Origin of the sequence: Shewanella profunda (assembly GCF_023283765.1) — a bacterium.
Taxonomy (GTDB): domain Bacteria; phylum Pseudomonadota; class Gammaproteobacteria; order Enterobacterales; family Shewanellaceae; genus Shewanella; species Shewanella profunda.
This window is the reverse complement of the sequence record NZ_JAKILG010000041.1, coordinates 23,220-43,693: the sequence shown is the minus strand read 5'-3', so window position 1 is coordinate 43,693 and position 20,474 is coordinate 23,220. Positions and strand designations below refer to the sequence as shown.

The following is a 20,474-nucleotide window of genomic DNA, read 5'->3' as shown; positions in this document are numbered from 1 at the left end:
TGCGGGACTTATCGCCTATCAATTGAAAGACAATAAGCCACAACTGAACATCACTAACGCAGAGTTTAATGCTATTGCAGTTATGGCTTGTTAAACCGATCTCAGGTTAATCAGCATTGGCTCAGTGTGCGCCTATATCGCTGGGCTGCAGGTTATGGCGCCAATGGTATCAGCCAAGAATTTGTGAGTTTCTCCCTTACCGACGGCAAACCTTTCCACCCGTGGCAGTGGTTTCTCGCCGATACTCAACCACAAAGTATGCTCGTGGGTATGAGTCATCCTTTACCCCCAGCATTAAGAGACAAATTGTTTACTGGCAAAGCACCGGACGCAGAATGCCCCACATCAGACGGCTCGGGATATTACCAGCTCACCCTTGAGCCAAAGGGGATCAAATTCTGGGAAACGCCCCGCGGCGATGGCTGTGAAAATGAGTTTATCCTCAGCCCGCAAGAAGCCATGCCCTATGCCACCCAATGGGGACAAACACAGCTTAAGCTGTTGGAATAGCAAGATTAGGATAATGAATATGACACAAGCCCCCAATATCAAAACCAGTGCCAGTATTAGAGCCAGAGTCAGTGCCAGAGAAAGCACACCCGAAGCACTGGTTCAAGCTCAGCTTGAAGCCTATAACCAGCGCGATCTCGCCACTTTTGTCGCCCAGTTTAGTGATGAAGTGTGCATCTATCGCCCACCCGCAACTGAGCCCGTCATTCAAGGTAAAGCCGCTTTTAGCGATTTCTATCAGAATGAACGCTTTAACCTGCCCAACTTACATGCCGAAATCGTTAGCCGCATGGTGGTGGGCAATAAAGTCGTCGACCACGAACGGATCAGCGGCATTAAGGAGCACCCCTTTGAGGTAATGATGGTGTTTGAGGTTTCTGACGGGTTAATTCAAAATATGTGGAGTTTTGCAACTAGCTGATTGATTATTAAGCTTAGCTTGATGAACGATTAAAGAGTTATTCCTACTCTCATCTTTTGTGCATACAATTAATCACTTTCATTCCAGTGACACGCCATAAACTCATCCCTGAGGGCTCGACGACGGCATCCATGCCGCCAACGGTCACTTACATGCAAGTGCTTAATTTCGTCAACACTTGAGTATGTCTGTAGCTAAATGACTCACTGTCACCATAAAGCCCTTAGTAACCAGTCTCATATCGCCTAACGGCTCAGATGGCACATCTATGTGCCCCCGAGCCTGCGCCATCATCCGTGATGTCGCCACGACATTTTTATCTCCGTATTTCGACAACTTCGCAGGGAGTAGGAGTATTACTTTAGCTTTGGTGTTGGCTGTTCATCTGAAAAGAGTTATGTCCCATCTTTTGTCAGTATCAGCATCTAACTTTCATAATAGATTCATAACATTGTCAATTTTTATGTAGGGATAGAGGATAATTGCTTGACTGCAAGCTCACAGGATTTCATCTGACTTAAGTTCTTTTCCCAATCCGAAGCATTCACCTTCATTAACGAGCTCGAAAGGAAAGTTGAGTAAACAACTAGGTTTGTATCAACGACAGAAAAGCCTAAAGATGTCACTTTTCTAGCTATATCTGAACATGCGATGTTCATGTCTTGTATTTTTGATGTGTCTTTATTCGTAAATGCTGATCTATAGCTACCATCAGCGAGTCTTTGTACGCTAGGAAGCTCAGCAATCATGCTGCTAATTGATACTTTTTGACTATCATTTAACTGATAAAGCGAAGTATCTAGGATTCGATAGTAGTCTTTGTTTTTCTTAAACTCTTGATATACCGAAACCTCTGCTTCAACATAGTTCTTGAAGCAATAAGAACTACTTATTCTATTGGTCACTTGAGGATTAGCACCACAGACGTGATATGGATAGAAAGCACTAATTTTAGGTGCTTCAAATGTGATAAGCCATTGACCAACAGTTGATAATTTTTCAGGTTTTGACTCCCAGTCAGTTTTATTTTGCGGCATTTGCATACTTAAAAAGTAAACATCTTTTGCTGACCAGCTATCGAGCCTGAGACTTAATTCAATTGTCTCGAGCAGACTTTCAGAGAAAGCATTCGCAATTGCACTATCGATAGCTTTAGATTTATCTGATACCGACTGCCTATTTAACGAAGTAAGTAAACTAGATGATGGTGAGAGAATATTAATGGCACCGATTGCCACATCGAGTACTTTAGCCGAGTTGAGTTTATTCTCTTCATTTCCTGAAAAGCTATACATAAGCTTGGCTCTGGAGATGTTAGTTGGCACAAGAAATAACGGTTCAGTTTCATGACTATATACTTTTGAACGATCCCAACTTGAGCCGACTTCCGAGGAGCTGGTTTCATCTATAGCCAAGAGCGGTATTGTCGTTTGGTATACACTAGTATCCAGTTTAACATATGAACTTAAAGAGACTCTTTTGGGAAGAAAGAACCTAGGTATTACACCTCTTTTCTCGTATTCTAGGTAGCCATCACTCTCACAGTTAGATTGACACTCATTAAAAGAGGGGAGCTGATTCTGTATTAATATTTTGGTATAAAGTCCATTCAACGGAACCCGCTCTGCCGTTAAATCAATGTCTGCTTTTGCTTGTATGAATTTAATGGTTTCTAGATAGTTAAGTGGACTAGGATAGTAACTTTCTACTTGCTTTTTATGTCTATCACTCTTATTAGAATTCAAGACTATTTCTGTAGTAATAGGCACAGCGGCAGGGGCTGAGACCTGTGTGGATGAAGCACAACTAGTAAGAAGCATGGCAATAAGGAAAGCCGTTAATAGTTTTCTCATTTCTAATTCCCTTTAGTTTTTAAGTATCGAAAAAAATATTATAGACAACAGAATTAACAACCGAAAGTCAGGACACCCATAACTCTTTTTGTGTTTTATTATCAATATTATCAAGACATCCATTGTTAATTTTTTCCCACAACATAAAACATTTTGAAATTAAGGGAGTTTACTCACTAGTTCAGGTAAAAGTTCATCTTAAAAATCCAACAAGAGTTGCTCCTACCCTCTCCAGTTTGTCTTATTAAATCAATATATTTCACTCCATTAGTACAGCTAGGCAGGCTGCCTGAATGTCGATAAATACATGCTAAATGGTGCTTCCTGCTATCACCATTTCATTAAAGAAAACTGATGGGTTCGGCCTCGTAGGCTTCATGGAGTAAGCTGATGAACGATTTTGCTTCTGCGATAATGTTTGAACCAATGGCAGTGACTGCTATCCCCGGTGTCCATGAATTCATGACTGCGGCGCCCGACAGCGCTTTGAGACGTTCAAAGGTGATTGCTTCGTGGCGCTGGGGAATGTGAAGACGGTCCAGTTGGCGCTGAATAATGCTCATCATAGTGCCCTGTAATATTTTCGCCTTTGGCCAGATAACTGTTTCACCATCCCAAAAAACAAGATTCCATATGGTGGCCTCACTCAAGCATCCACGACTGTCAACGAAGGCCGCATCGTCGAAACCTTGGCGAATAGCTTGATGTAGAAAGTAAGTTTTACCGACTTCACCGACATGCTTTATGGCAGCTAGAGGTCTCTCATGGTTCACTGCTGCGAGCCTTAGCGGACCTTTGGGTCCATTAGACGGTGCCCCAGTACGAACCAGTACAGCAGGCTCCACATCCATACTATCTGCGGTAAATTCGCCATTGCGCGAGAAGACAGTGACAGTTAACGATTGGTCCTCTGGGCCCTCGTCAACGACAGTTCTGATATAGGACTGTAATTGGTCATCGGGCATCGCACTCCCGAAAAACTCCACGGATGCTTTACGCAGACGATCGAGATGAAGATCAAGCCCTTTGATCTGGCGATTTCGCACTTGCAGTGCCGTAAAGTGCGCAAACCCCGCAAAGGCTAAAGGGGTAAGCTCAGAAAGGCTAGTCGGGTGCCCATTTATTTGAGCCTGATAAGTGCTGACTGTAGTAGACATGGTATTGACTCCTAGTTGAGTTCACATTAAAGATGTCACTATCCTAAACCCTAACAGTACTGTAAGAGTCAAGAGGGCAAAATGAGAATAGGTGAATTGGCTAAGCGTACTGACGTTAGTATTCGTATGCTGCGCTATTATGAAACTGAAGGGCTGCTAAAACCTAAGCGCATCACAAGTGGGTATCGTGATTACTCTGAAAATGAGCTACAGACTGTCGAGCGAATAAAGCTGCTTGGCTTGGCAGGTATGACCCTTGCGACGATCAAACAATTTTTACCCTGTGTGAGAGGTGAAGGCCCCATTTTTGAACCATGTGATGAGTTGCGCCATGTCCTGCATGAGCAAATTGCGCGGGTAGACCTCAAAACAGCGAAACTTGCCCAAAGCAGGAAGATCCTAGAGAGTTTTCTATACGAGATAGAGCAGAAATAGAATTGACTAAAAGGTCGGGCATAGCTTTATATAGGCGACACAGTAAACGCCCGTGGATTGACTGATATGGTTATCGCCGCGATTAACCACAATCAACACTAACAACCAAACCCAATGGTGTAAAAACCTAATGCTAAAAGCCCTTTAGCATTAGGATTGAAAGGATTTTAGACTATCAAACCACTGATAATAAATGCATTAATAAGCTAGCCAGTTAATGCGTTAATTAAAGGCCACACCCCTTACAGCGGCATTCTGTACTCGATCACTCCCGGCTTTTCACCAATCCAGTTATAGAGTTTTTGTGCGGTTAAATTGGTTTCCTGTGTATGCCAGTACAAGCGCGCACACTTGTGTTCAATGGCCGCTTGCTTTACAAACTCAATCAATTGTTTTCCAACATGTTGACCCCTTGCCGTTGGGGCAACAAACAAGTCTTCAAGATAACAATAATCCGTTTCGGCCCAAGTAGAACGATGAAAAACATAGTGCACAAAACCGAGTAAGTTTTGGCCCTCTCTTGCGACGGCGCAATACATGGGTTCTTGATCATCGAAGAATCGGCGCCACGTGGCTTGGGTGATCGCTTCCGATAACGCCACTTTGTAAAAGGTCTGATAATCACGCCAGTGTGGTAACCAGAGTGAATAGTCCGTTTCTTTAACCATATCAATGGTCACTGTTAGTGATTGGCTGGACATTAGCGCACTCCTTGAAATTAAGTAAATGGTCTCAGTTTTACTGAAGTAAGATTCTAGATTCAATTGCGGTACCGCATAAGGTACACTTTTTGTATTTTTTACAGTACCAGTTAGCAAATGAAAAAACCTCAATCTAATTTCCCTCACTTGCAACTCAAAGATGGCATCCTCAAAGATCAGCTTTATCATGCGTTTAGAGAGGCCATTCTTAATGGACGTTTACATCCGAGAATGAAGATCCCATCCAGCAGAGCCTTGTCGGAAACCATGCAGATTTCACGTAACTCAGTACTGCAAGGGTTTGAGCGCCTGATTGATGAAGGCTATCTGCTGACTAAACCGGGCTCGGGCACTTATGTGTCAGATACCATTCCCGATGAATTGATCGATATTCCACACCGCTCCCAAGAAAGAGCTCAAGCCTTTGATTCAAAATTAGACATTAATCCACAGTTAATAGAAATGGCGCGACTGAAAGCGAAGGGGAATACGGACCACAGCCATAGCATGTTTAATATTGGAGTGGGATGTGTCGATCTTTTCCCGCACCAACTTTGGGGGCGGCTGTTAGGCCGAGTTTGGCGGCAATCCCGTAAAACCTTAGGTAAGTCGCACCCTAGCGCGGGATATTTGCCACTGCGTGAGGCAATAAGTGACTATGCGCGTTCGACCCGCGGGCTCAATTGTACACCTGAGCAAATCATCATAGTCAATGGAACTCAACAGGCGATAAATCTGACAGCACAGGTGCTACTGCAGCAAGGGGATGAGGTTTGGTTAGATGAACCCGGATATGACGGAGCTTTAGGCGCTTTTCTCTCGCAAAATATGCGAGTTTGTCCTGTGAGTGTTGATGATGAGGGCACAAATATTGCCGATGCGATACAGCGGTATCCTGCAGTGAAACTGGCTTTTACCGCGCCATCACACCAATTTCCCCTCGGTGGCATGCTAAGTCTGCCACGGCGATTAGCCTTGCTCGATTGGGCCGCAGAGCATCATAAATGGATTTTAGAGGATGACTATAACGGTGAGTTTCGTTACAGCGCCCGCCCAATACAGGCATTACAAGGGCTCGATAAACATCAAAGGGTGATCTATGCAGGCACCTTTTCCAAGATGCTACTGCCCGAATTGCGACTCGGCTTTCTGGTGGCACCACCCAAACTTGTCAACGCTTTTCAGCTGGCAAAGCACTATGCCGACACGCATACCGCCTATTTAGAGCAAGTTACACTGGCGCTGTTGATTACCGAAGGACATTACGCTCGGCACGTTCGCCGAGTGCGAAAAGCCTGTCATGAACGCCAAACCGCCCTAATCGCCGCTATCGAGCAGTATCTGCCCGACAAATTGTCCGTTCAAACCTCTGACTCAGGTATTCACCTCGTGTGTTGGCTGAAGGGCGACTTGACCGAAGAGGAAGTGATCAACAAATGCCGCCAACTCAGTTTAGGTGCACAGCCTTTGTCTCGATATTGCCAAGCGCCCTATCCAAGGCAAGCTATCTTACTGGGCTATGCCGCTCATACGCCTGATGATCTGCGGGAAAGTATCAAAAAACTGGCGCTGATCCTTTAATATCCAACCTTAAAAAGCCTGAAAGAAAATCCCGAAAGCACTGAAGATGGCAACAAACCATGTAAGGGATCTTAAGGTGCCTTTGTTGGCAAGATAGAGGATGTGATACACAAAGCGGGCGCCGACATGGACGATGGCGAGCCACTCAGTGGTGGGATTCACTTTGCCCGTGGCGATAACCACTAATACGGCTAGGCCAAACACCAGCAATGATTCAAAGGCATTTTGATGTCCCGCTAAAGCGCGAGCGCCAAAACCGGTTAGCTGTGCTTGCTGAGCACGGGGATGATTATTATCGTAACCCCCCGCCTTTGCCATAGCCCAAGCCACTGGACCTTTCGCAAGATATGGCAATAACATAGCGATAAATAAGCAAATAAGTAGGGTGTTCATGGGTGTGCTTCCTTTTTTATAATGCTTGAGCTTTTATACAAATTGGCCAGCAAAATTCACCAGATTATGCGCCAAGATGGGGAAAACTAAGCTCCCCGTTCTTTCCCTTAACCACAGTAAAACCAAGCCATAAAAGCCAGTTAATGACATCGACATCAGAGAGAAATGAAATTCGCCAGCGTTATACATAAGACCATGAATAAGACCGAATAACAGCACTAATAGCAATCCAGCGACATTTATTTGCGCACCCAACAGGTTTATTCGACTCGATACTATGGCTAACGAGACGATATAGAGCAGTACGCCTCGAAACATAGGTTCTTCATCAAGCCCTGGCATTGTCGCCTGGTACCAAAGCTCTTCAGCATCATAATCTGAGCCATTACCCAGGGTGTAAGACAAGAGTAATTGCAGCACGATAAAAAACATAATCACAACAAGGGAGGGAATAACGGCGCCGCGATGTTGCTTAAACGTAAAACCTGCATCGGCAATTTTAAATTGCTTCTGACTCAAACATAATGCGAATAATGCCAGCGCCCATAGTAGGATTGCGGCAATTTTACCGCCCCAATTCCATTGTAAATCAGTGAAGTAATCATTCAATGGGATCCATTTCCCACCATTAAAAAGCGCAACGCCATAAAGAAAGATAAGTGCCAGCGCCACCATAATCCATGCAAAATTAATTTTAACTATGCCTTTACGCTCAAGCACAAACGCTATTAGAGCGACAATAGCGACATTACTCATTATCGAAATCAATAAATCCAAAATATTCTCTCCTTAGTTTTGTTATTGATCATTCTTCATTGGTTCAGAAATTGTGTTCCGTTAGCGGGCGTTAAATACTTGGCCCAATCGCCTAAGAGGCAATATTAAGCAAATAGGCAAGTCGTAGATGAAGCGTAGATAGAAGAGTGCAACTCATTCACTAAGTGCACTCATCAGGGTTAACCACCTAGATGTTTCGAGAAGAAATCTAAACTGCGTGACCAAGCCAATTCGGCGGTGGCTTTATCGTACCGAGCGGTGGAGTCATTATGAAAACCGTGGTTCACCTTAGGGTACAGGTACGCAACATAATCGGCTTTATTGGCTTTTAGCTGAGCCTCATACTCGGCCCAAGTGTCATTAATACGCTGATCGAGCTCAGCAAACTGGAGCATTAACGGCCCCTTTACACGACCACGCAGTTCGGGAGCTGCGGGAGTACCGTAGAAAGAGACTCCTGCATTGAGTTCGTCGGGGATAGTGGCGGCAAGCATATTAACTATATAGCCACCAAAACAGAAACCCACGGCACCGAGTTTGCCACTACTTTGAGGGTGGGATTTTAAAAAGAGTGCAGCGGCAATAAAATCTTGCTCAATTTTGGCGCGATCCAAATTGCTTTGCATCGCACGCCCAGTGTCGTCGTTGCCCGGATAACCGCCGAGGGAATAGAGGGCATCGGGTGCGAAGGCGATATAGCCTTGCGCTGCTAAACGGCGGGCGACATCTTCAATATAGGGGTTAAGACCGCGGTTTTCGTGCACAACTAATACCACTGGGGCTTTTTTATCTGTGTCGTAAATAAGCGTTTCGGCCGGTTTTCCATCCTCGTCGAGCTTAAGCAGGCTGGTGGGTACCACCAAATAACCGCGCCCCTCGCCATAGCCATTTGGAGAAGGAAACTTTACGTAGCTTGCTTTGATACTGGGATCATTAAAGGAAACTTGTTCGGCTAAGGCATAGTTGGGTAGTAATGCACTGGTGAGACTTGTCAGGGTAAAACCGAGTGCCACCAGCCCCGCAAGACGGGCCATAAACTCACGGCGATCGATAATACCGTGGGCGTATTCGTCGTACCAATCGAAGGCTTCTTGCGGAATGGGTTGTAGTGGTTTAGCAGCAATATCATTAGGTTGGCTGGCGATGGCTTGAGGCTGCGTTGGTTGCTGTGTCATAGATGGGTCTCCATTAAACAAGCTAACCGCAGGTATCAATCTTCCCTAGCTTGTGTTTTTAGTGTTAATAGAGAGTAAAGGATGAAACACAACTAAGGCAAGAGTATCAGTGTTATATGGAGGATGGACTTTAGGGCCCAAGTGACTCAAGTGGTTCAAGTGACTTAAGTACAATGCCAATATCATTCGGCTAAAAAGGCCAGATTGCTATCAACCTGGACTTTATTCCGATTAAGTTATCTTGCGAGTGCTTGCTTTATACGCTGACCATAATCTGCATCCGCTTTAGTGAAATGTTCAATCATACGTTGCTGCACATCTAAACTCGTTTGGCTTAACGAACCTGCAATGGTCGCCACTAAACGCGCTTTTTCATCCTCTGAGAAGATGCGATACAGATTACCCGCTTGGGTGTAATCATCTTGGTTATAGCGACTGTAACGCGCGGCTTCACCTTCTAAACGTAGTGGTGGTTCGGCAAAGTTTACCGGTTCAACCAAGGCACCCGCAGTGCTGTTAGGACCGTAGTTTGCCGTCGCATCAGCACCGGTTTGACTACCATGGTAAGGACATTGAGTACCCGCCATAGCGCCGGCACGTTGATGGTGGTTTGCCTTTGCCGCATGGGGGCAGTTTACGGGCAATTGGTTGTAATTAGCCCCAATACGGTAACGTTGGGCATCGGCATAGGCAAATAAACGCGCTTGCAGCATTTTATCGGGGGATGCACCTACGCCCGGAACTAAGTTGCTCGGAGCCAGTGCAACTTGCTCGACTTCGGCAAAGTAATTTTGTGGCAGACGATTGAGTTCTAATATCCCGATCTCAGTCAATGGATAGTCTCCATGCGGCCAAACCTTTGTTAAATCAAATGGATTGATATGGTAAGTGTTGGCATCTGCCTCGGGCATGATCTGCACATTCACAGTCCAGCGCGGGAAGTTACCATCTGTGATTGCCACCACCATATCGCGCTGCGCTGAGTCGGGATCGATGCCCTTTAATTTATCCGCCTGCTCATTGGTTAGGTTCACAACGCCTTGCTGGGATTTAAAATGAAACTTCACCCAAAAACGCTCGCCCTTAGCATTCCAAAACGAGAAAGTGTGCGAACCATAGCCATGCATTTGACGGTAGTTAGCAGGAATGCCGCGATCCGACATCAAAATAGTCACTTGATGCATAGCTTCAGGATTGAGTGACCAAAAGTCCCACATCGCCTGTGGATCTTTCAAGTTAGTCATAGGGTTACGCTTTTGCGTATGAATAAAATCGGGAAACTTAATACCATCACGCAAAAAGAAGGTTGGCGTGTTGTTACCCACGATATCGTGATTACCACGAGTAGTATAAAAACGTAAACCAAAGCCCCGTGGATCACGCTCCGCATCGGCCGAGCCCATTTCGCCGCCTACGGTAGAAAAACGAATAAAGGTTTCGGTTTGCTTGCCAACACCGTTGAAATGGTCAGCTATGGTGTAATCATTTAAATCTTTTGTTAGCGTAAAAGTACCGTATACCCCAGTACCTTTAGCATGCACGATACGCTCAGGAATACGTTCACGGTTAAAATGAGCAAGTTTTTCAATTAGGTGCCAGTCTTGTAGTAATAATGGACCGCGCTCCCCCGCCGATAATGAGTTTTGATCATCGGCCACTGGGGCACCATTTTGACTCGTTAAATACTGTTGACTCATATCCTGTTCCTTAGTCTTGATTGGTGGTTAACCAAGTTTCAATTACATCGTAAATAGTGGCCATGGCTTATCTCCTTGGCTAACGACCTGTTGTCGATGGGAGCAGGATAGGTAAAATTAAACATTTAATAAAACGATTAATATAGATTTTTACAATCTAAAAATAAGGTTAAAAATGATGATAACGGCTTAAACGGTAAAATCGATATACTATTATCCCGCTATCTCAATCAGCAGCCTTCGCACACATAGCCCTTTAGCACCATAGATAGCGCAGGGGAAGTCAAGGGGTGAATTAGGCGTTCTACCTGTTAGGTCTCGACTATTCGGAACCGCAGCCCTAAAGCAGCAATTAAGGCATATAAAAGTCTGATTTAAGGCATGTCGAAGGGCCAGGTAATAGATATTTAAACCTCGCGATAAAGCTTAACTAGATAATAAATGTCAATTAAAACAATAAAAAAGTTAACTAAGGCAACGGGGTAAGCATCAATAGCAACCCCATAAGAGACAAATAATGCAGCGCCAATAAGATTCCACCAACGCAGCTTTTTGATGTTCGACATCATCAATGAGATAGCAACAACAACCGACGCTAAATAGCCTACCCATTCCCAAATTGTGGTGCTTTCCATAGAGACTCCTTATATGCCAACTAATCTTCAACTATGCCCTTAAATCTATACCCTTAAATCTGTGCCCTTAAATCATAGCTTGCTCCCAACTACTGGGCATATAAACACACATTTTATTCATTCAGTATCGATTATTCCGGTGATAAAAGAGCAGGATAATCAGCAAGGAGCTTACCTAAACGCACTGCACCGACATTCAGCGAGTGTGAACAAAGTGAGCTTGGCATCAACTCCTTACCAGAGGAAAAATTATCGTTCCACTATGATATTCAGAGCAATGCATCTTAGCGTTGTACAACAGCCGCCGTCATACGGGAGATACAAGTGAGTTCACCAGCACTGTTGTGAATTAAAATTTCCCATACGGAGCTGCGTTTACCAAGGTGAATAGGTTTAGCCGTTGCGGTTAGTACACCATTGCGGGAAGCCCTAAGGTGGTTAGCATTAATTTCTTGTCCCACACAATAATACTGCTCAAAATCCACCGCAAAATTAGCTGCATAACTGGCAACGGTTTCTGCAAGTGCCACATTTGCCCCACCGTGCACTATCCCTAATGGATTATGTACTGCTGGAGTTGCTGGCATTGTTGCCTTCAAATAATCGTCACCAATTTCGCTTATCTCAATCCCTAGGGTTTGCATTAAGGTGCCTTTTCCCCCCATTCCAGCATCTAAACGTGTGCAATCTTCTAAGGTGATAGGTCTAAACCAAATACTCATTTCAACATCCTAGTTAGAAAAACCAGTAGCTAGTTTACTGGGAAGTGAATGAAGTTCAACTGATTAACAAATACCAAATAAGTAAAATAAAGTAAGGTAAGGTAAAAACCTTTGAGTGCACCTCGCTGTTATAACCCCCAAGCCACTAAAGCGGGCAGAAGCACAATAAAAAAGGGATGGTTATCCATCCCTTTGGTTCGAGTTTAACTCACTGATTACGCTTGATCGCTATTTGCCTAGGCTTGACGGCGACGGCGTTGTAAACCCAATAAGGACATCAGTGCCAATGCTAAATAACCTAGCGCACCGCCATCGTCCTTAGGTTTAGGCTCTGGCTCAGGTTCAGGCGTTGGTGGTTCAATCGGTGCAGGATAGCTTAAGGCGACAATCACAGGATCGTGATCCGATGCAGAGAAGGCACTTTCAGATTTAGCCAAATTACCAGAGTACTTCTTACCGTATTCAAACAGGTTAGATTCGACTGAGTTAATATGCCAATCTTCGATATCCACTAGACGCTTAGCCAAGCTAGTATTTCCCAAGGCATGGTCTAAATTGCCTAGCTCACCGTTATAGCTATAGGAGTAAGTCGCCACACCATGGGCTTGGGTATTTAAATTGATAAGACCATAACCTTTGTCAATCTTACTACCTTGACGCTCAAACACTTTGCCATCGAGTGTTGTCCATGAGGCTGTCACTATGTCGCGATCAGACTTGCTGGCATCAAAATCGGTCAGCACACGGATGGGGTCTTCCATACCGTAGGCATTCATATCGCCGATAACCAGTAAATCGCCCTTCACATCTTTCAAGGATTCACCTAGCACTTTAGCCGCAGATACACGGAAAGCATTACACTTGCCCTGTAGATCGGCTGGATCGACTGATTCCTCAAAATTAATCCAATCCTCTAAACAGCCCGAACCTTTTGATTTTAGATGATTAACAACCACAGTTAATGACTCATCATGGATCTTAAAGGTTTGCGCTAGGCTGTGACGTTGGTAAGCATCGTTGCCAGGGTTAGTCTCAGTCTTATCCGCTTTAGTGCGAGTCACAGAGCCTGCGCTAGCATGCTGCTCTGGTGTCTCGATAACGCGGGCAGCTCCTTCTAGGCTGACTTTATCAGCACGATACAACATACCCACAGTGATAGCATCGCTACCAAAATATTTACCATCATACTTGTCAGCATCGGCCAGTTCGATAAAGCTGTAGGCATTGTCAGCCGTTTGCTTCTCGTTCAGTGCATCGACTAAGTTCTTCAGTGCACTCTTCTCACCAAAACCATTGTTAGCAATTTCCATTAAACCGACGATATCGGCATTCATGGCAGTAATCGCACTCACAATTTTCGTGCGTTGTAACAGCATTTCTTCTTCGGTTAGCGCACCACGATTACTACCAGAAGGATTCGCATCACCACCGACGACATCGTTAAAGAAGTTCAACACGTTAAAGCTGGCGACGCGGATATCACCTTTAGTTGCCACACTTGGCGTATCGGTTCTATCGTCACCACGGATAAAATCACCCGCTGTAATAGTATTAGTCGCCACTAAACGATAAGCGCCGTAGCTATAACCTATTACACCTTGCAGGTTAGTCAGTTGGTCACCCACGCGGATATAACCCGTTTCCACGTTAAAATCAGGGAAGTATGGAATAACACCATTGGCAGGTTTGTAATCCGACTCAATAAACAACTGATTTTCGAGGTTTGATTTAACCAGTGCAGTCGCTTCAGGGGAAAGTGCAGGATACAGCTGTGTAGGTTTCATCAAAGGAGCTTGATAAGACACTAACATATTGTTGCGACTACCTGCATAGTCAAAGCTGAAGGTACGGCTGATCTTAAGATCGCTACCCGCATCCAAAACCACATTCATGCCTTCGTAACGTTCTAAGGCTTGGGCTAGCGTTTCACCATCGGCAACATAGAAAGGCGCAGCAGCAGGGACTTCACCCTTAGCGCCAACTTCAAACTTCTTATCGGCTTTGATGTCGATTTGGGTTAAGCCAAAATATTCTTTAACCTTACCTTGCACACAGACTTCAACCCCAGGTTGAATCGCTTCGGGTGCAGCTTCGCCTAGGAACACAAACACGCCATCAGAGGTATACGGTGAGTTATCGCCTTTAATTTCTTGTAGATAGAAACCTTTAAATAAACTTTCACCACGGGCAGTGACAACACCGCGCACAGTGACTTCGGTTTCAGATTCAAACACACCAGCAGGCACGAATGGGCTAGACTCGCCCGCGCCTTGCACTTGATAAATAGGTACTATTTTAGCGCCGCTGCAGCTAAACACTGGGACTTCAGGTTCTACTGGCTTTTCTAACGACCCTAATCCCGTGAAAGTATCTTTGGGTAATTGTTCCCACTGAGCGGCATTGAATACCGTGTTGGCAACGAGCGCATCGAGTTTACGTTGTAGCGTAACATCGAGTCCCCAACCTGTAGGGGTGGGTACATCACCAATGACATCGACGACAACATCATTTTTTACTAAGGCAACAGCATCGCCACCATTAAAACTTAAGGTACCAGAAATACTGTCTACACCCTGAGCAACTGTAATAGTACCGCTTGAGTTTAAAATCACTTTCGTGGCTTTAGGGCCAATTGTTTGGCCATCTAATGCCTGCATATCCAATGCGACCGTGGCACCATCTTTATAACGTACGAGTTTATAACCCGCCAAATCAATAACCGTATCCCCACTGTTATAAATTTCGATGGCTTTATTATTCGAGCTACCTTCTACATACTCAGTGATCATCACATCGGCGCTTGCCATCATAGGCAAAGCGGCTGCAACAGCTAAAGAAATAGCCGTTAATTTATTAACATTATCCATATTATCAACCCCATTATTATAATATTGCCGCTAACTTCTATTAACGTGCTGGCGGATTATTTCAGAGTTGAAGGCGTAAAAAAAGAGGGGAAGATCTCACATTGCCAATGTAACACATTGATGAACATATAATTCCTTACCTCACATTGTTCTCAGTATCGAACAAGCGAATAAACCGAAAGTATTAGACAAGTAAAAACAATCGGTAAGAGCAATACATATAAACGTAATTTATGATGCTGACGGCAAGATTATCAACAATATTTAAATATTATATTTCAATGAAATTTTTCAGAATGACATACCAAATAAAATATAAAGAACGCAGTCCCTTAAAATACTATCGATTTAATTAAAACTTAATTATTCATTCATCATTTTTTAATAAAAACAAAATTAATAAGATGCTTAATAAAGCGAAATAGCTTATCCAGCTTGAGGCTAAGATAAAAAACAATGGATAATTAAGATAAAAAAATACCGCTCTTTAGGAACGGTATTTTTACTTGAACGATTAGAGAACTAAGAGATTTAAATCAATTACTTCTTAGCAGGCTCTGCATCAGGTGCTGCTTGCGCTTTCTCTATCGATTTCAGTTCAACTTCAAAAATCAGTGTTGAATTTGGTGGAATAGTACCATTATCACGCTCGCCGTAGGCTAGCTCTGCAGGGATAACAAATTTGTACTTAGCACCAACAGACATTAACTGAAGGCCTTCAGTCCAACCTGGGATCACGCGATTGAGTGGAAACTTAATCGTCTGACCACGTTTGTATGAGCTATCAAACTCTTTACCGTCGAGCAGTGTACCAACATAGTCCACTTCAACTGTATCTTCAGCAGCAGGTTTTTCACCTGAACCTGGCGTTAATACTTCGTATTGTAAGCCTGATTCAGTTGTGACTACACCGGGCTTAACCTTGTTTTCTTCGAGGTATTTCTTACTGTCTTCGATATTTTTCGCAGAAATAGCTTTAGCTTGCTCTTGACGTTTATCGTTTAACTTTTTGTCCAAACCTTGAAGAAGGGTTTGCATTTCTTCTTCTGTTAGCTTGAGTTGGTCATTTAAACCATTAGTAAAGCCAGTCACGATCAGAGTGCGATCAACTGGTAGGCCTAATTCTTCTTGCTCTTTAATATGGCCTGACATGTAACGACCGATTGAAGCGCCTACACTGTAAGCTTCTTTTTGAGCTTCTGTCGTTAATTCAACATTTGTGCCTGCGTCTGTTGCTTTTTCTTCTTTATTACAAGCAGATAGGCCAATCACAGCCAATGCAACTAACGATAATTTATAAATCGATTTCATTAAAGCTTCCTCAGCATCCTCAAGCGGTTACAATAACCTAAGCGCGACAACTTTATACTAGTTATCTCAGTTATACCAACTAGATTCTTTATGGGTTAACAGTGATTAATCTCACTCTCTCGAGACTAGAGACATCGACTTTAGGAGCAAGTTCATGAAGAAAATTCTACTGCTGGTTCTTTGCACAACTTTTCTGACTGCTTGTCAGCCTAAAGCTGAAGATATTCAAGTTCTCACTACCGATGCAAGTTATAGCGCCAGCCTTTCAAAAAATGGCAAATTTGCCCTAGTCGCGACCCAAAATAATGGTGTGCAATGCTGGGATCTAACAACTCAGACGCTAAGATATCAGTGGATACATGGTGATATTGATACGGGGGTAACGGGTACGGCCATATCCCCAAATGGACTTTATGGAGCATCATTAAGCCGAGATTCAGTTGCACTATGGACAATAGCCGACGGAAAATCATTCGGTTGGTGGTCATTGCCCTCATCGGGGGAAAGTGTAGCGGTGGCAGATAATGGTACCCTACTGATAGGGTTAAATGATGGTACTGTCATGTCGCTAAATGCCAGCAAAACCGCGCTGATTAAATTTCTTGGGCATACTGAGCGGGTGAACAGTGTTGCATTGTCAGCCGATGGCAGTATAGCCTTGACCGGCTCGAACGATATGCAGGCCATCCTATGGCAAGCCCAAACGGGACAGCCAATTCACACTTGGAACTTAGGTAGCAGACTCACAAAAGTGGCATTAAATGACAGTGGTAGCCTCAGTTTTACCAATGGCAGTACCAACGAAGCTAAAATTTGGGATAACACCAGCGGTAAACTGCTTAATCAACTGGATATTAACCGTCGTCAAATGAATTTCTCTGCGGTACGCTTTATTGAGCAGGACAATCAAATATTGACGGGCACTCCGGCCCGGGAAGTCATATTATGGCAGCGAGATACAGGCAAGCAAATTGGTAAATGGCAGGTTGCGCTCACTAAAAACAGCCAAACACGAGGAGCCGTTGTATACTCTGTGGCAATTCGAGATACCAATAAAGTCGTTAGTATCAGTAGCCAAGGCTTAGCTGAAACTTGGCAAAAATAGAGGTTAGTCATGCAAGGCGTACCAGAACAGATTGAAGAGCTACAAACTAAATTGGCTTTTCAGGAACTCACTGTCGAAGAATTAAACCAAGAAGTGATAAAACTCAATAGACTCGTGGCCTATCAACAGCATCAAATTCAACTGTTAGTGGGTAAGTTACAGGCAATGGAGCCGAGTAACATTGCCACTCCAGCAGAAGAAACTCCGCCACCACACTATTAATTTACACAAAATTTATTCACCCTAAATAGCAAACGAATATCCAGGGATATGCGATGTTTAGAGATGAGAAGTTAAAAGATGCGCCAGCCCCGCTCCCAATAGCGCTGCATGGCGAAGCCATATTAAGGCAAACCGCCATCGAAGTCCGTCAATTTGACGCAGAACTGACTCACTTAGCCGAACAAATGTCCGCCAGTATGCTGGCAGCTAAAGGTGTGGGTATCGCCGCTCCTCAGATACATAGTCCGCTGGCGATGTTTATTATGGCTTCTCGCCCTAATGACCGTTATCCAGATGCACCCCATATGGCGCCTGTCGTTGTTGTTAATCCACAAATCCTCAACGCATCGAGCGAACTCAATGCTGGGGAAGAAGGCTGTTTATCGGTTCCTGGACAACGATTTGTAATCCAACGGCATGAAAAAATTGAAGTACGCTATCAAAATTTACAAGGCGAATGGCAGCAAGGCGAGCTATCTGGATTTATTGCGCGCATTTTTCAGCACGAATTTGATCATCTGCAGGGCATAACCCTACTTGAGCGTTCACAAATGCCCGAGCAACAGCCAAACTTACGCAAGGAAGTCGTGCAAAATCAGGTAAGTTTAAAACACACAGCAAAAGAAGGTAATGCTCAATAATGAAACCAACCTTCAGCGCATCCTTCGCTAAGCCTGTGATTACCTCCATACTTGCAATTAGTTTTGCATTAGGTGCCAGTGGCTGCGCCTACAACAGTATTTTTATCAACTATCCGTCGCAACTAGCGCCCATTAAACAAGGGCTAAATAGCGCAACGCCCATGGCTGATATAGATAAACTCGCGAGCAATATTCAGGGCAACGACGGTTTACTCTACGCCCAAGAAGCGGGCCGAGTTGCACAGGTCGCGGGGGATTTTACCAACAGTAAAAAATACTATCAGCAAGCGATTAGTGCCTATACCACCTTCGATGATAAAGCCAAAATTAGCGCCACTGGCTTAGGTGCGACTGCCAGTAGCTTAGTATTAAATGATAATGCGATCCCCTACCGTGGTCCGGGTTATGAGCGCATTATGCTCCATCAATATCAAGCACTTAACTATTTATTTAGTGGTGATTTTCAAGGTGCACTGGTCGAAGTTCGCCGCAGTAATGAGCTACAAGGCTCCGAACAAGAACGCTATGAAAAATCACAAAAATCGGTACAAGCTATGGCCAATGGCACTGTGGATGCTGAGGTCAATCGCCTTGGGCAAGCTGCAGGAACCGTCACAAGCTCTTTCTTAAATGCCTATAGTTATTACACTACAGGTGTACTCCATGAAGTATTAGGCGAACCCAATGATGCCTTTATTGATTACCGAAAAGCGGCTCAAATCTCCCCTGATAACACCTATTTACAACAGGATTTAGTTCGCCTCGCCAAACAGCTTGGTATGCCACAATACGATGAGTTTAAACGGCGTTGGGGTGAAGTTAAGTTACCCAAACCGAATGAAGGACAAGTGATATTAATGGTTGAGCGCGGATTTGTACCCGAGAAGCAAGCGCTTACTGTACCGTTTACCATACACGGCAACTGGCAAACTGTGTCGCTTGCAACCTATGGTCCAAACAATACCTTAATGTCAGAGACACAAATACAAGGTTTAGGTGCTGTGCTGACAACGGAACCCATCGCGAATATTGATGCCTTAGCCATCACAGCATTAAAAGAAGATTTACCCGCAACACTTGTTCGCCAAGTTGCCCGGGTCTATGCAAAATCAGAGATGGCCTATCAGGTAGAAAGAAGCGGTAAACCGGGGAATAATGCCGCCGATATTGGCAGCATAGCGATGCAAATCTTTAACGTAGTAACTGAACAAGCGGATCGTCGCAGTTGGTTGACGCTTCCTAAACAAGCACAAATTGGCAGACGTTATCTCAATGCAGGGGAATATACTTTGCAATTAGATAAAGCCCCGCCGGCCAAAATTGACATTGCAGCAGGCAAAACCACTTTAGTCTGGGCAATTGATACTGGTAATTACACTCGAATTTATTCAATAATCATTTAACCTAGCGGTGAATACTTTTGCATAAAACGAGTGTCATTAAGTTTATACAATCACAAAATGGAACTGACTATGAAACAATTTAAACTGATTTTTGTGCTGGCTGCCGTAATGGGCCTAGCTGCATGTCAATCTAAAGTCGAATATGGCGATGCCACTGAAGTTGAAACCGTCAACGCAAACTTTGGCTCAACCGATCTACAGGCCATCACGGCTAAAATGGTCGATAGCATGATGACTTTCCCTCCTGTCGTGGCTATTACGGCTAATAACCGCCCGATTTTATTTGTCGATAGCATCAAGAACAAAACCTCTGAGCATATTGATACTGAGTCAGTGACTGACTCTATCAGTAACAAACTACTGCGCTCTGGCAAGTTCCGCTTTATCGATATGACTAAAGTTGACTCAGTTCGTAAACAACTGGATTACCAAAACAATACTGGCATGGTTGACCCATCCACAGCCATTAAGTTTGGTCGCCAAATCGGTGCTCAATATATGCTGTACGGCAACCTATCGAGCATAGTGAAACAAGACGGCAGCACCAAAGACGTTTACTATAAAATGACCATGCGTTTAATGGATTTAGAAACGGGCCTGATCGAATGGTCCGATGAAAAAGAAATCCGTAAAACTAAGTCTAAGTCTTTCTTAGGTATGTAATTACCGCGCTAGGCACACAGCAGTGCCTAAAATTTAAATAGAAGCCAGCATAATTGCTGGCTTTTTTTACATTTTTAACATTGGTTATCCAAGGTAAATAAGGTAGTGTACTCGGCCAAAATACACTGCGATCACAGTGCCCAAACCCGCTCTGGCGTGAGCTATTATTGACCGCCAAAGTAACAGGCGCTATTCACTATGAATC

At 44.1% G+C, this 20,474-nt stretch carries 19 protein-coding genes and 2 pseudogenes; 10 read left to right on the top strand and 11 right to left on the bottom strand.

Annotated elements, in window-relative coordinates:
* The 3 genes and pseudogenes from L2744_RS16760 to L2744_RS16750 form a co-directional block, all read left to right on the top strand.
* Nucleotides 1–94, top strand: a pseudogene (locus L2744_RS16760) (IS982 family transposase); the annotation flags it as partial.
* A gap of 11 nt (nucleotides 95–105) precedes the next feature.
* A pseudogene (locus L2744_RS16755) lies at nucleotides 106–510 on the top strand (hypothetical protein); the annotation flags it as partial.
* Between the two features lie 19 nt (nucleotides 511–529).
* Nucleotides 530–931 carry a nuclear transport factor 2 family protein gene (locus L2744_RS16750; RefSeq protein ID WP_248992999.1) on the top strand — a complete coding sequence of 134 codons (402 nt, stop codon included), beginning with the start codon at nucleotides 530–532 and terminating at the stop codon, nucleotides 929–931.
* A gap of 461 nt (nucleotides 932–1,392) precedes the next feature.
* Here the strand turns inward: L2744_RS16750 and L2744_RS16745 are convergent, their stop codons facing one another.
* Together L2744_RS16745 and L2744_RS16740 are read right to left on the bottom strand one after the other, a co-directional pair.
* On the bottom strand, nucleotides 1,393–2,784 hold the full coding sequence (locus L2744_RS16745; protein WP_248992998.1) for a hypothetical protein: 1,392 nt from the start codon (nucleotides 2,782–2,784) through the stop codon (nucleotides 1,393–1,395).
* Nucleotides 2,785–3,125: 341 nt separating this feature from the next.
* On the bottom strand, nucleotides 3,126–3,941 hold the full coding sequence (locus tag L2744_RS16740; protein WP_248992997.1) for an aminotransferase class IV family protein: 816 nt from the start codon (nucleotides 3,939–3,941) through the stop codon (nucleotides 3,126–3,128).
* A gap of 81 nt (nucleotides 3,942–4,022) precedes the next feature.
* Between L2744_RS16740 and L2744_RS16735 the strand changes: the two genes are divergently transcribed.
* Nucleotides 4,023–4,376: a MerR family transcriptional regulator gene (locus L2744_RS16735; RefSeq protein WP_248992996.1), complete on the top strand. Its 354-nt coding sequence runs from the start codon at nucleotides 4,023–4,025 to the stop codon at nucleotides 4,374–4,376.
* Between the two features lie 242 nt (nucleotides 4,377–4,618).
* Here the strand turns inward: L2744_RS16735 and L2744_RS16730 are convergent, their stop codons facing one another.
* Nucleotides 4,619–5,077, bottom strand: coding sequence for a GNAT family N-acetyltransferase (locus L2744_RS16730; RefSeq protein WP_248992995.1), 459 nt, complete (start codon nucleotides 5,075–5,077; stop codon nucleotides 4,619–4,621).
* Between the two features lie 117 nt (nucleotides 5,078–5,194).
* On the opposite strand from L2744_RS16730, the gene pdxR reads away from it, so the two are divergent.
* Nucleotides 5,195–6,658, top strand: a complete 1,464-nt coding sequence (gene pdxR, locus L2744_RS16725; RefSeq protein ID WP_248992994.1) for a MocR-like pyridoxine biosynthesis transcription factor PdxR — start codon at nucleotides 5,195–5,197, stop codon at nucleotides 6,656–6,658.
* A gap of 9 nt (nucleotides 6,659–6,667) precedes the next feature.
* Here the strand turns inward: pdxR and L2744_RS16720 are convergent, their stop codons facing one another.
* The 8 genes from L2744_RS16720 to fkpA all read right to left on the bottom strand — a co-directional run bounded on the left by L2744_RS16720 (nucleotide 6,668) and on the right by fkpA (nucleotide 16,235).
* Nucleotides 6,668–7,051, bottom strand: coding sequence for an MAPEG family protein (locus L2744_RS16720; protein ID WP_011788321.1), 384 nt, complete (start codon nucleotides 7,049–7,051; stop codon nucleotides 6,668–6,670).
* Between the two features lie 33 nt (nucleotides 7,052–7,084).
* Entirely contained in the window at nucleotides 7,085–7,828 is a 744-nt protein-coding gene (locus tag L2744_RS16715; protein WP_248992993.1) for a CPBP family glutamic-type intramembrane protease, read from the bottom strand.
* Between the two features lie 179 nt (nucleotides 7,829–8,007).
* The gene (locus tag L2744_RS16710; RefSeq protein ID WP_248992992.1) at nucleotides 8,008–9,003 is read right to left on the bottom strand and encodes a dienelactone hydrolase family protein; all 996 of its coding nucleotides are present in this window, start codon (nucleotides 9,001–9,003) and stop codon (nucleotides 8,008–8,010) included.
* Between the two features lie 236 nt (nucleotides 9,004–9,239).
* A complete protein-coding gene (gene katB / locus L2744_RS16705) occupies nucleotides 9,240–10,700 on the bottom strand; it encodes a catalase KatB (RefSeq protein ID WP_248992991.1) in 1,461 nt (486 codons plus the stop codon).
* A 407-nt stretch (nucleotides 10,701–11,107) separates the two neighbouring features.
* Nucleotides 11,108–11,335 (bottom strand): hypothetical protein, encoded by a 228-nt coding sequence (locus L2744_RS16700; RefSeq protein ID WP_248992990.1) that lies wholly within the window; start codon nucleotides 11,333–11,335, stop codon nucleotides 11,108–11,110.
* 284 nt (nucleotides 11,336–11,619) lie between these two features.
* Nucleotides 11,620–12,057: a PaaI family thioesterase gene (locus L2744_RS16695; RefSeq protein ID WP_248992989.1), complete on the bottom strand. Its 438-nt coding sequence runs from the start codon at nucleotides 12,055–12,057 to the stop codon at nucleotides 11,620–11,622.
* Nucleotides 12,058–12,293: 236 nt separating this feature from the next.
* Nucleotides 12,294–14,924: an extracellular exonuclease ExeM gene (gene exeM / locus L2744_RS16690; protein WP_248992988.1), complete on the bottom strand. Its 2,631-nt coding sequence runs from the start codon at nucleotides 14,922–14,924 to the stop codon at nucleotides 12,294–12,296.
* A 540-nt stretch (nucleotides 14,925–15,464) separates the two neighbouring features.
* Nucleotides 15,465–16,235: an FKBP-type peptidyl-prolyl cis-trans isomerase gene (gene fkpA / locus L2744_RS16685; protein ID WP_248992987.1), complete on the bottom strand. Its 771-nt coding sequence runs from the start codon at nucleotides 16,233–16,235 to the stop codon at nucleotides 15,465–15,467.
* 154 nt (nucleotides 16,236–16,389) lie between these two features.
* Here fkpA and L2744_RS16680 point away from each other — a divergent pair, with 154 nt between their 5' ends.
* From L2744_RS16680 to lpoB, 5 genes are all read left to right on the top strand, one after another.
* Entirely contained in the window at nucleotides 16,390–17,340 is a 951-nt protein-coding gene (locus L2744_RS16680; protein ID WP_248992986.1) for a WD40 repeat domain-containing protein, read from the top strand.
* Between the two features lie 9 nt (nucleotides 17,341–17,349).
* On the top strand, nucleotides 17,350–17,562 hold the full coding sequence (locus L2744_RS16675; protein ID WP_248992985.1) for a SlyX family protein: 213 nt from the start codon (nucleotides 17,350–17,352) through the stop codon (nucleotides 17,560–17,562).
* Nucleotides 17,563–17,615: 53 nt separating this feature from the next.
* Nucleotides 17,616–18,203 carry a peptide deformylase gene (def, locus tag L2744_RS16670; RefSeq protein ID WP_248992984.1) on the top strand — a complete coding sequence of 196 codons (588 nt, stop codon included), beginning with the start codon at nucleotides 17,616–17,618 and terminating at the stop codon, nucleotides 18,201–18,203.
* Nucleotides 18,203–19,606 carry a COG3014 family protein gene (locus L2744_RS16665; RefSeq protein ID WP_248992983.1) on the top strand — a complete coding sequence of 468 codons (1,404 nt, stop codon included), beginning with the start codon at nucleotides 18,203–18,205 and terminating at the stop codon, nucleotides 19,604–19,606. Before def ends, L2744_RS16665 begins: the two co-directional genes overlap by 1 nt.
* Before the next feature lie 69 nt (nucleotides 19,607–19,675).
* Nucleotides 19,676–20,269, top strand: a complete 594-nt coding sequence (gene lpoB / locus L2744_RS16660; protein ID WP_248992982.1) for a penicillin-binding protein activator LpoB — start codon at nucleotides 19,676–19,678, stop codon at nucleotides 20,267–20,269.
* Nucleotides 20,270–20,474 lie beyond the last annotated feature (205 nt).

Excerpts from the sequence above, each read along its gene's own strand:
- lpoB (WP_248992982.1), top strand. The coding sequence starts at position 19,676 with ATGAAACAATTTAAACTGATTTTTGTGCTGGCTGCCGTAATGGGCCTA.
- def (WP_248992984.1), top strand. The coding sequence starts at position 17,616 with ATGTTTAGAGATGAGAAGTTAAAAGATGCGCCAGCCCCGCTCCCAATA.
- L2744_RS16710 (WP_248992992.1), bottom strand. The coding sequence starts at position 9,003 with ATGACACAGCAACCAACGCAGCCTCAAGCCATCGCCAGCCAACCTAAT.
- L2744_RS16750 (WP_248992999.1), top strand. The coding sequence starts at position 530 with ATGACACAAGCCCCCAATATCAAAACCAGTGCCAGTATTAGAGCCAGA.
- L2744_RS16740 (WP_248992997.1), bottom strand. The coding sequence starts at position 3,941 with ATGTCTACTACAGTCAGCACTTATCAGGCTCAAATAAATGGGCACCCG.
- katB (WP_248992991.1), bottom strand. The coding sequence starts at position 10,700 with ATGAGTCAACAGTATTTAACGAGTCAAAATGGTGCCCCAGTGGCCGAT.
- exeM (WP_248992988.1), bottom strand. The coding sequence starts at position 14,924 with ATGGATAATGTTAATAAATTAACGGCTATTTCTTTAGCTGTTGCAGCC.
- L2744_RS16700 (WP_248992990.1), bottom strand. The coding sequence starts at position 11,335 with ATGGAAAGCACCACAATTTGGGAATGGGTAGGCTATTTAGCGTCGGTT.
- L2744_RS16680 (WP_248992986.1), top strand. The coding sequence starts at position 16,390 with ATGAAGAAAATTCTACTGCTGGTTCTTTGCACAACTTTTCTGACTGCT.
- L2744_RS16730 (WP_248992995.1), bottom strand. The coding sequence starts at position 5,077 with ATGTCCAGCCAATCACTAACAGTGACCATTGATATGGTTAAAGAAACG.
- fkpA (WP_248992987.1), bottom strand. The coding sequence starts at position 16,235 with ATGAAATCGATTTATAAATTATCGTTAGTTGCATTGGCTGTGATTGGC.
- L2744_RS16735 (WP_248992996.1), top strand. The coding sequence starts at position 4,023 with ATGAGAATAGGTGAATTGGCTAAGCGTACTGACGTTAGTATTCGTATG.
- L2744_RS16695 (WP_248992989.1), bottom strand. The coding sequence starts at position 12,057 with ATGAGTATTTGGTTTAGACCTATCACCTTAGAAGATTGCACACGTTTA.
- L2744_RS16665 (WP_248992983.1), top strand. The coding sequence starts at position 18,203 with ATGAAACCAACCTTCAGCGCATCCTTCGCTAAGCCTGTGATTACCTCC.
- L2744_RS16745 (WP_248992998.1), bottom strand. The coding sequence starts at position 2,784 with ATGAGAAAACTATTAACGGCTTTCCTTATTGCCATGCTTCTTACTAGT.
- L2744_RS16675 (WP_248992985.1), top strand. The coding sequence starts at position 17,350 with ATGCAAGGCGTACCAGAACAGATTGAAGAGCTACAAACTAAATTGGCT.
- L2744_RS16720 (WP_011788321.1), bottom strand. The coding sequence starts at position 7,051 with ATGAACACCCTACTTATTTGCTTATTTATCGCTATGTTATTGCCATAT.
- pdxR (WP_248992994.1), top strand. The coding sequence starts at position 5,195 with ATGAAAAAACCTCAATCTAATTTCCCTCACTTGCAACTCAAAGATGGC.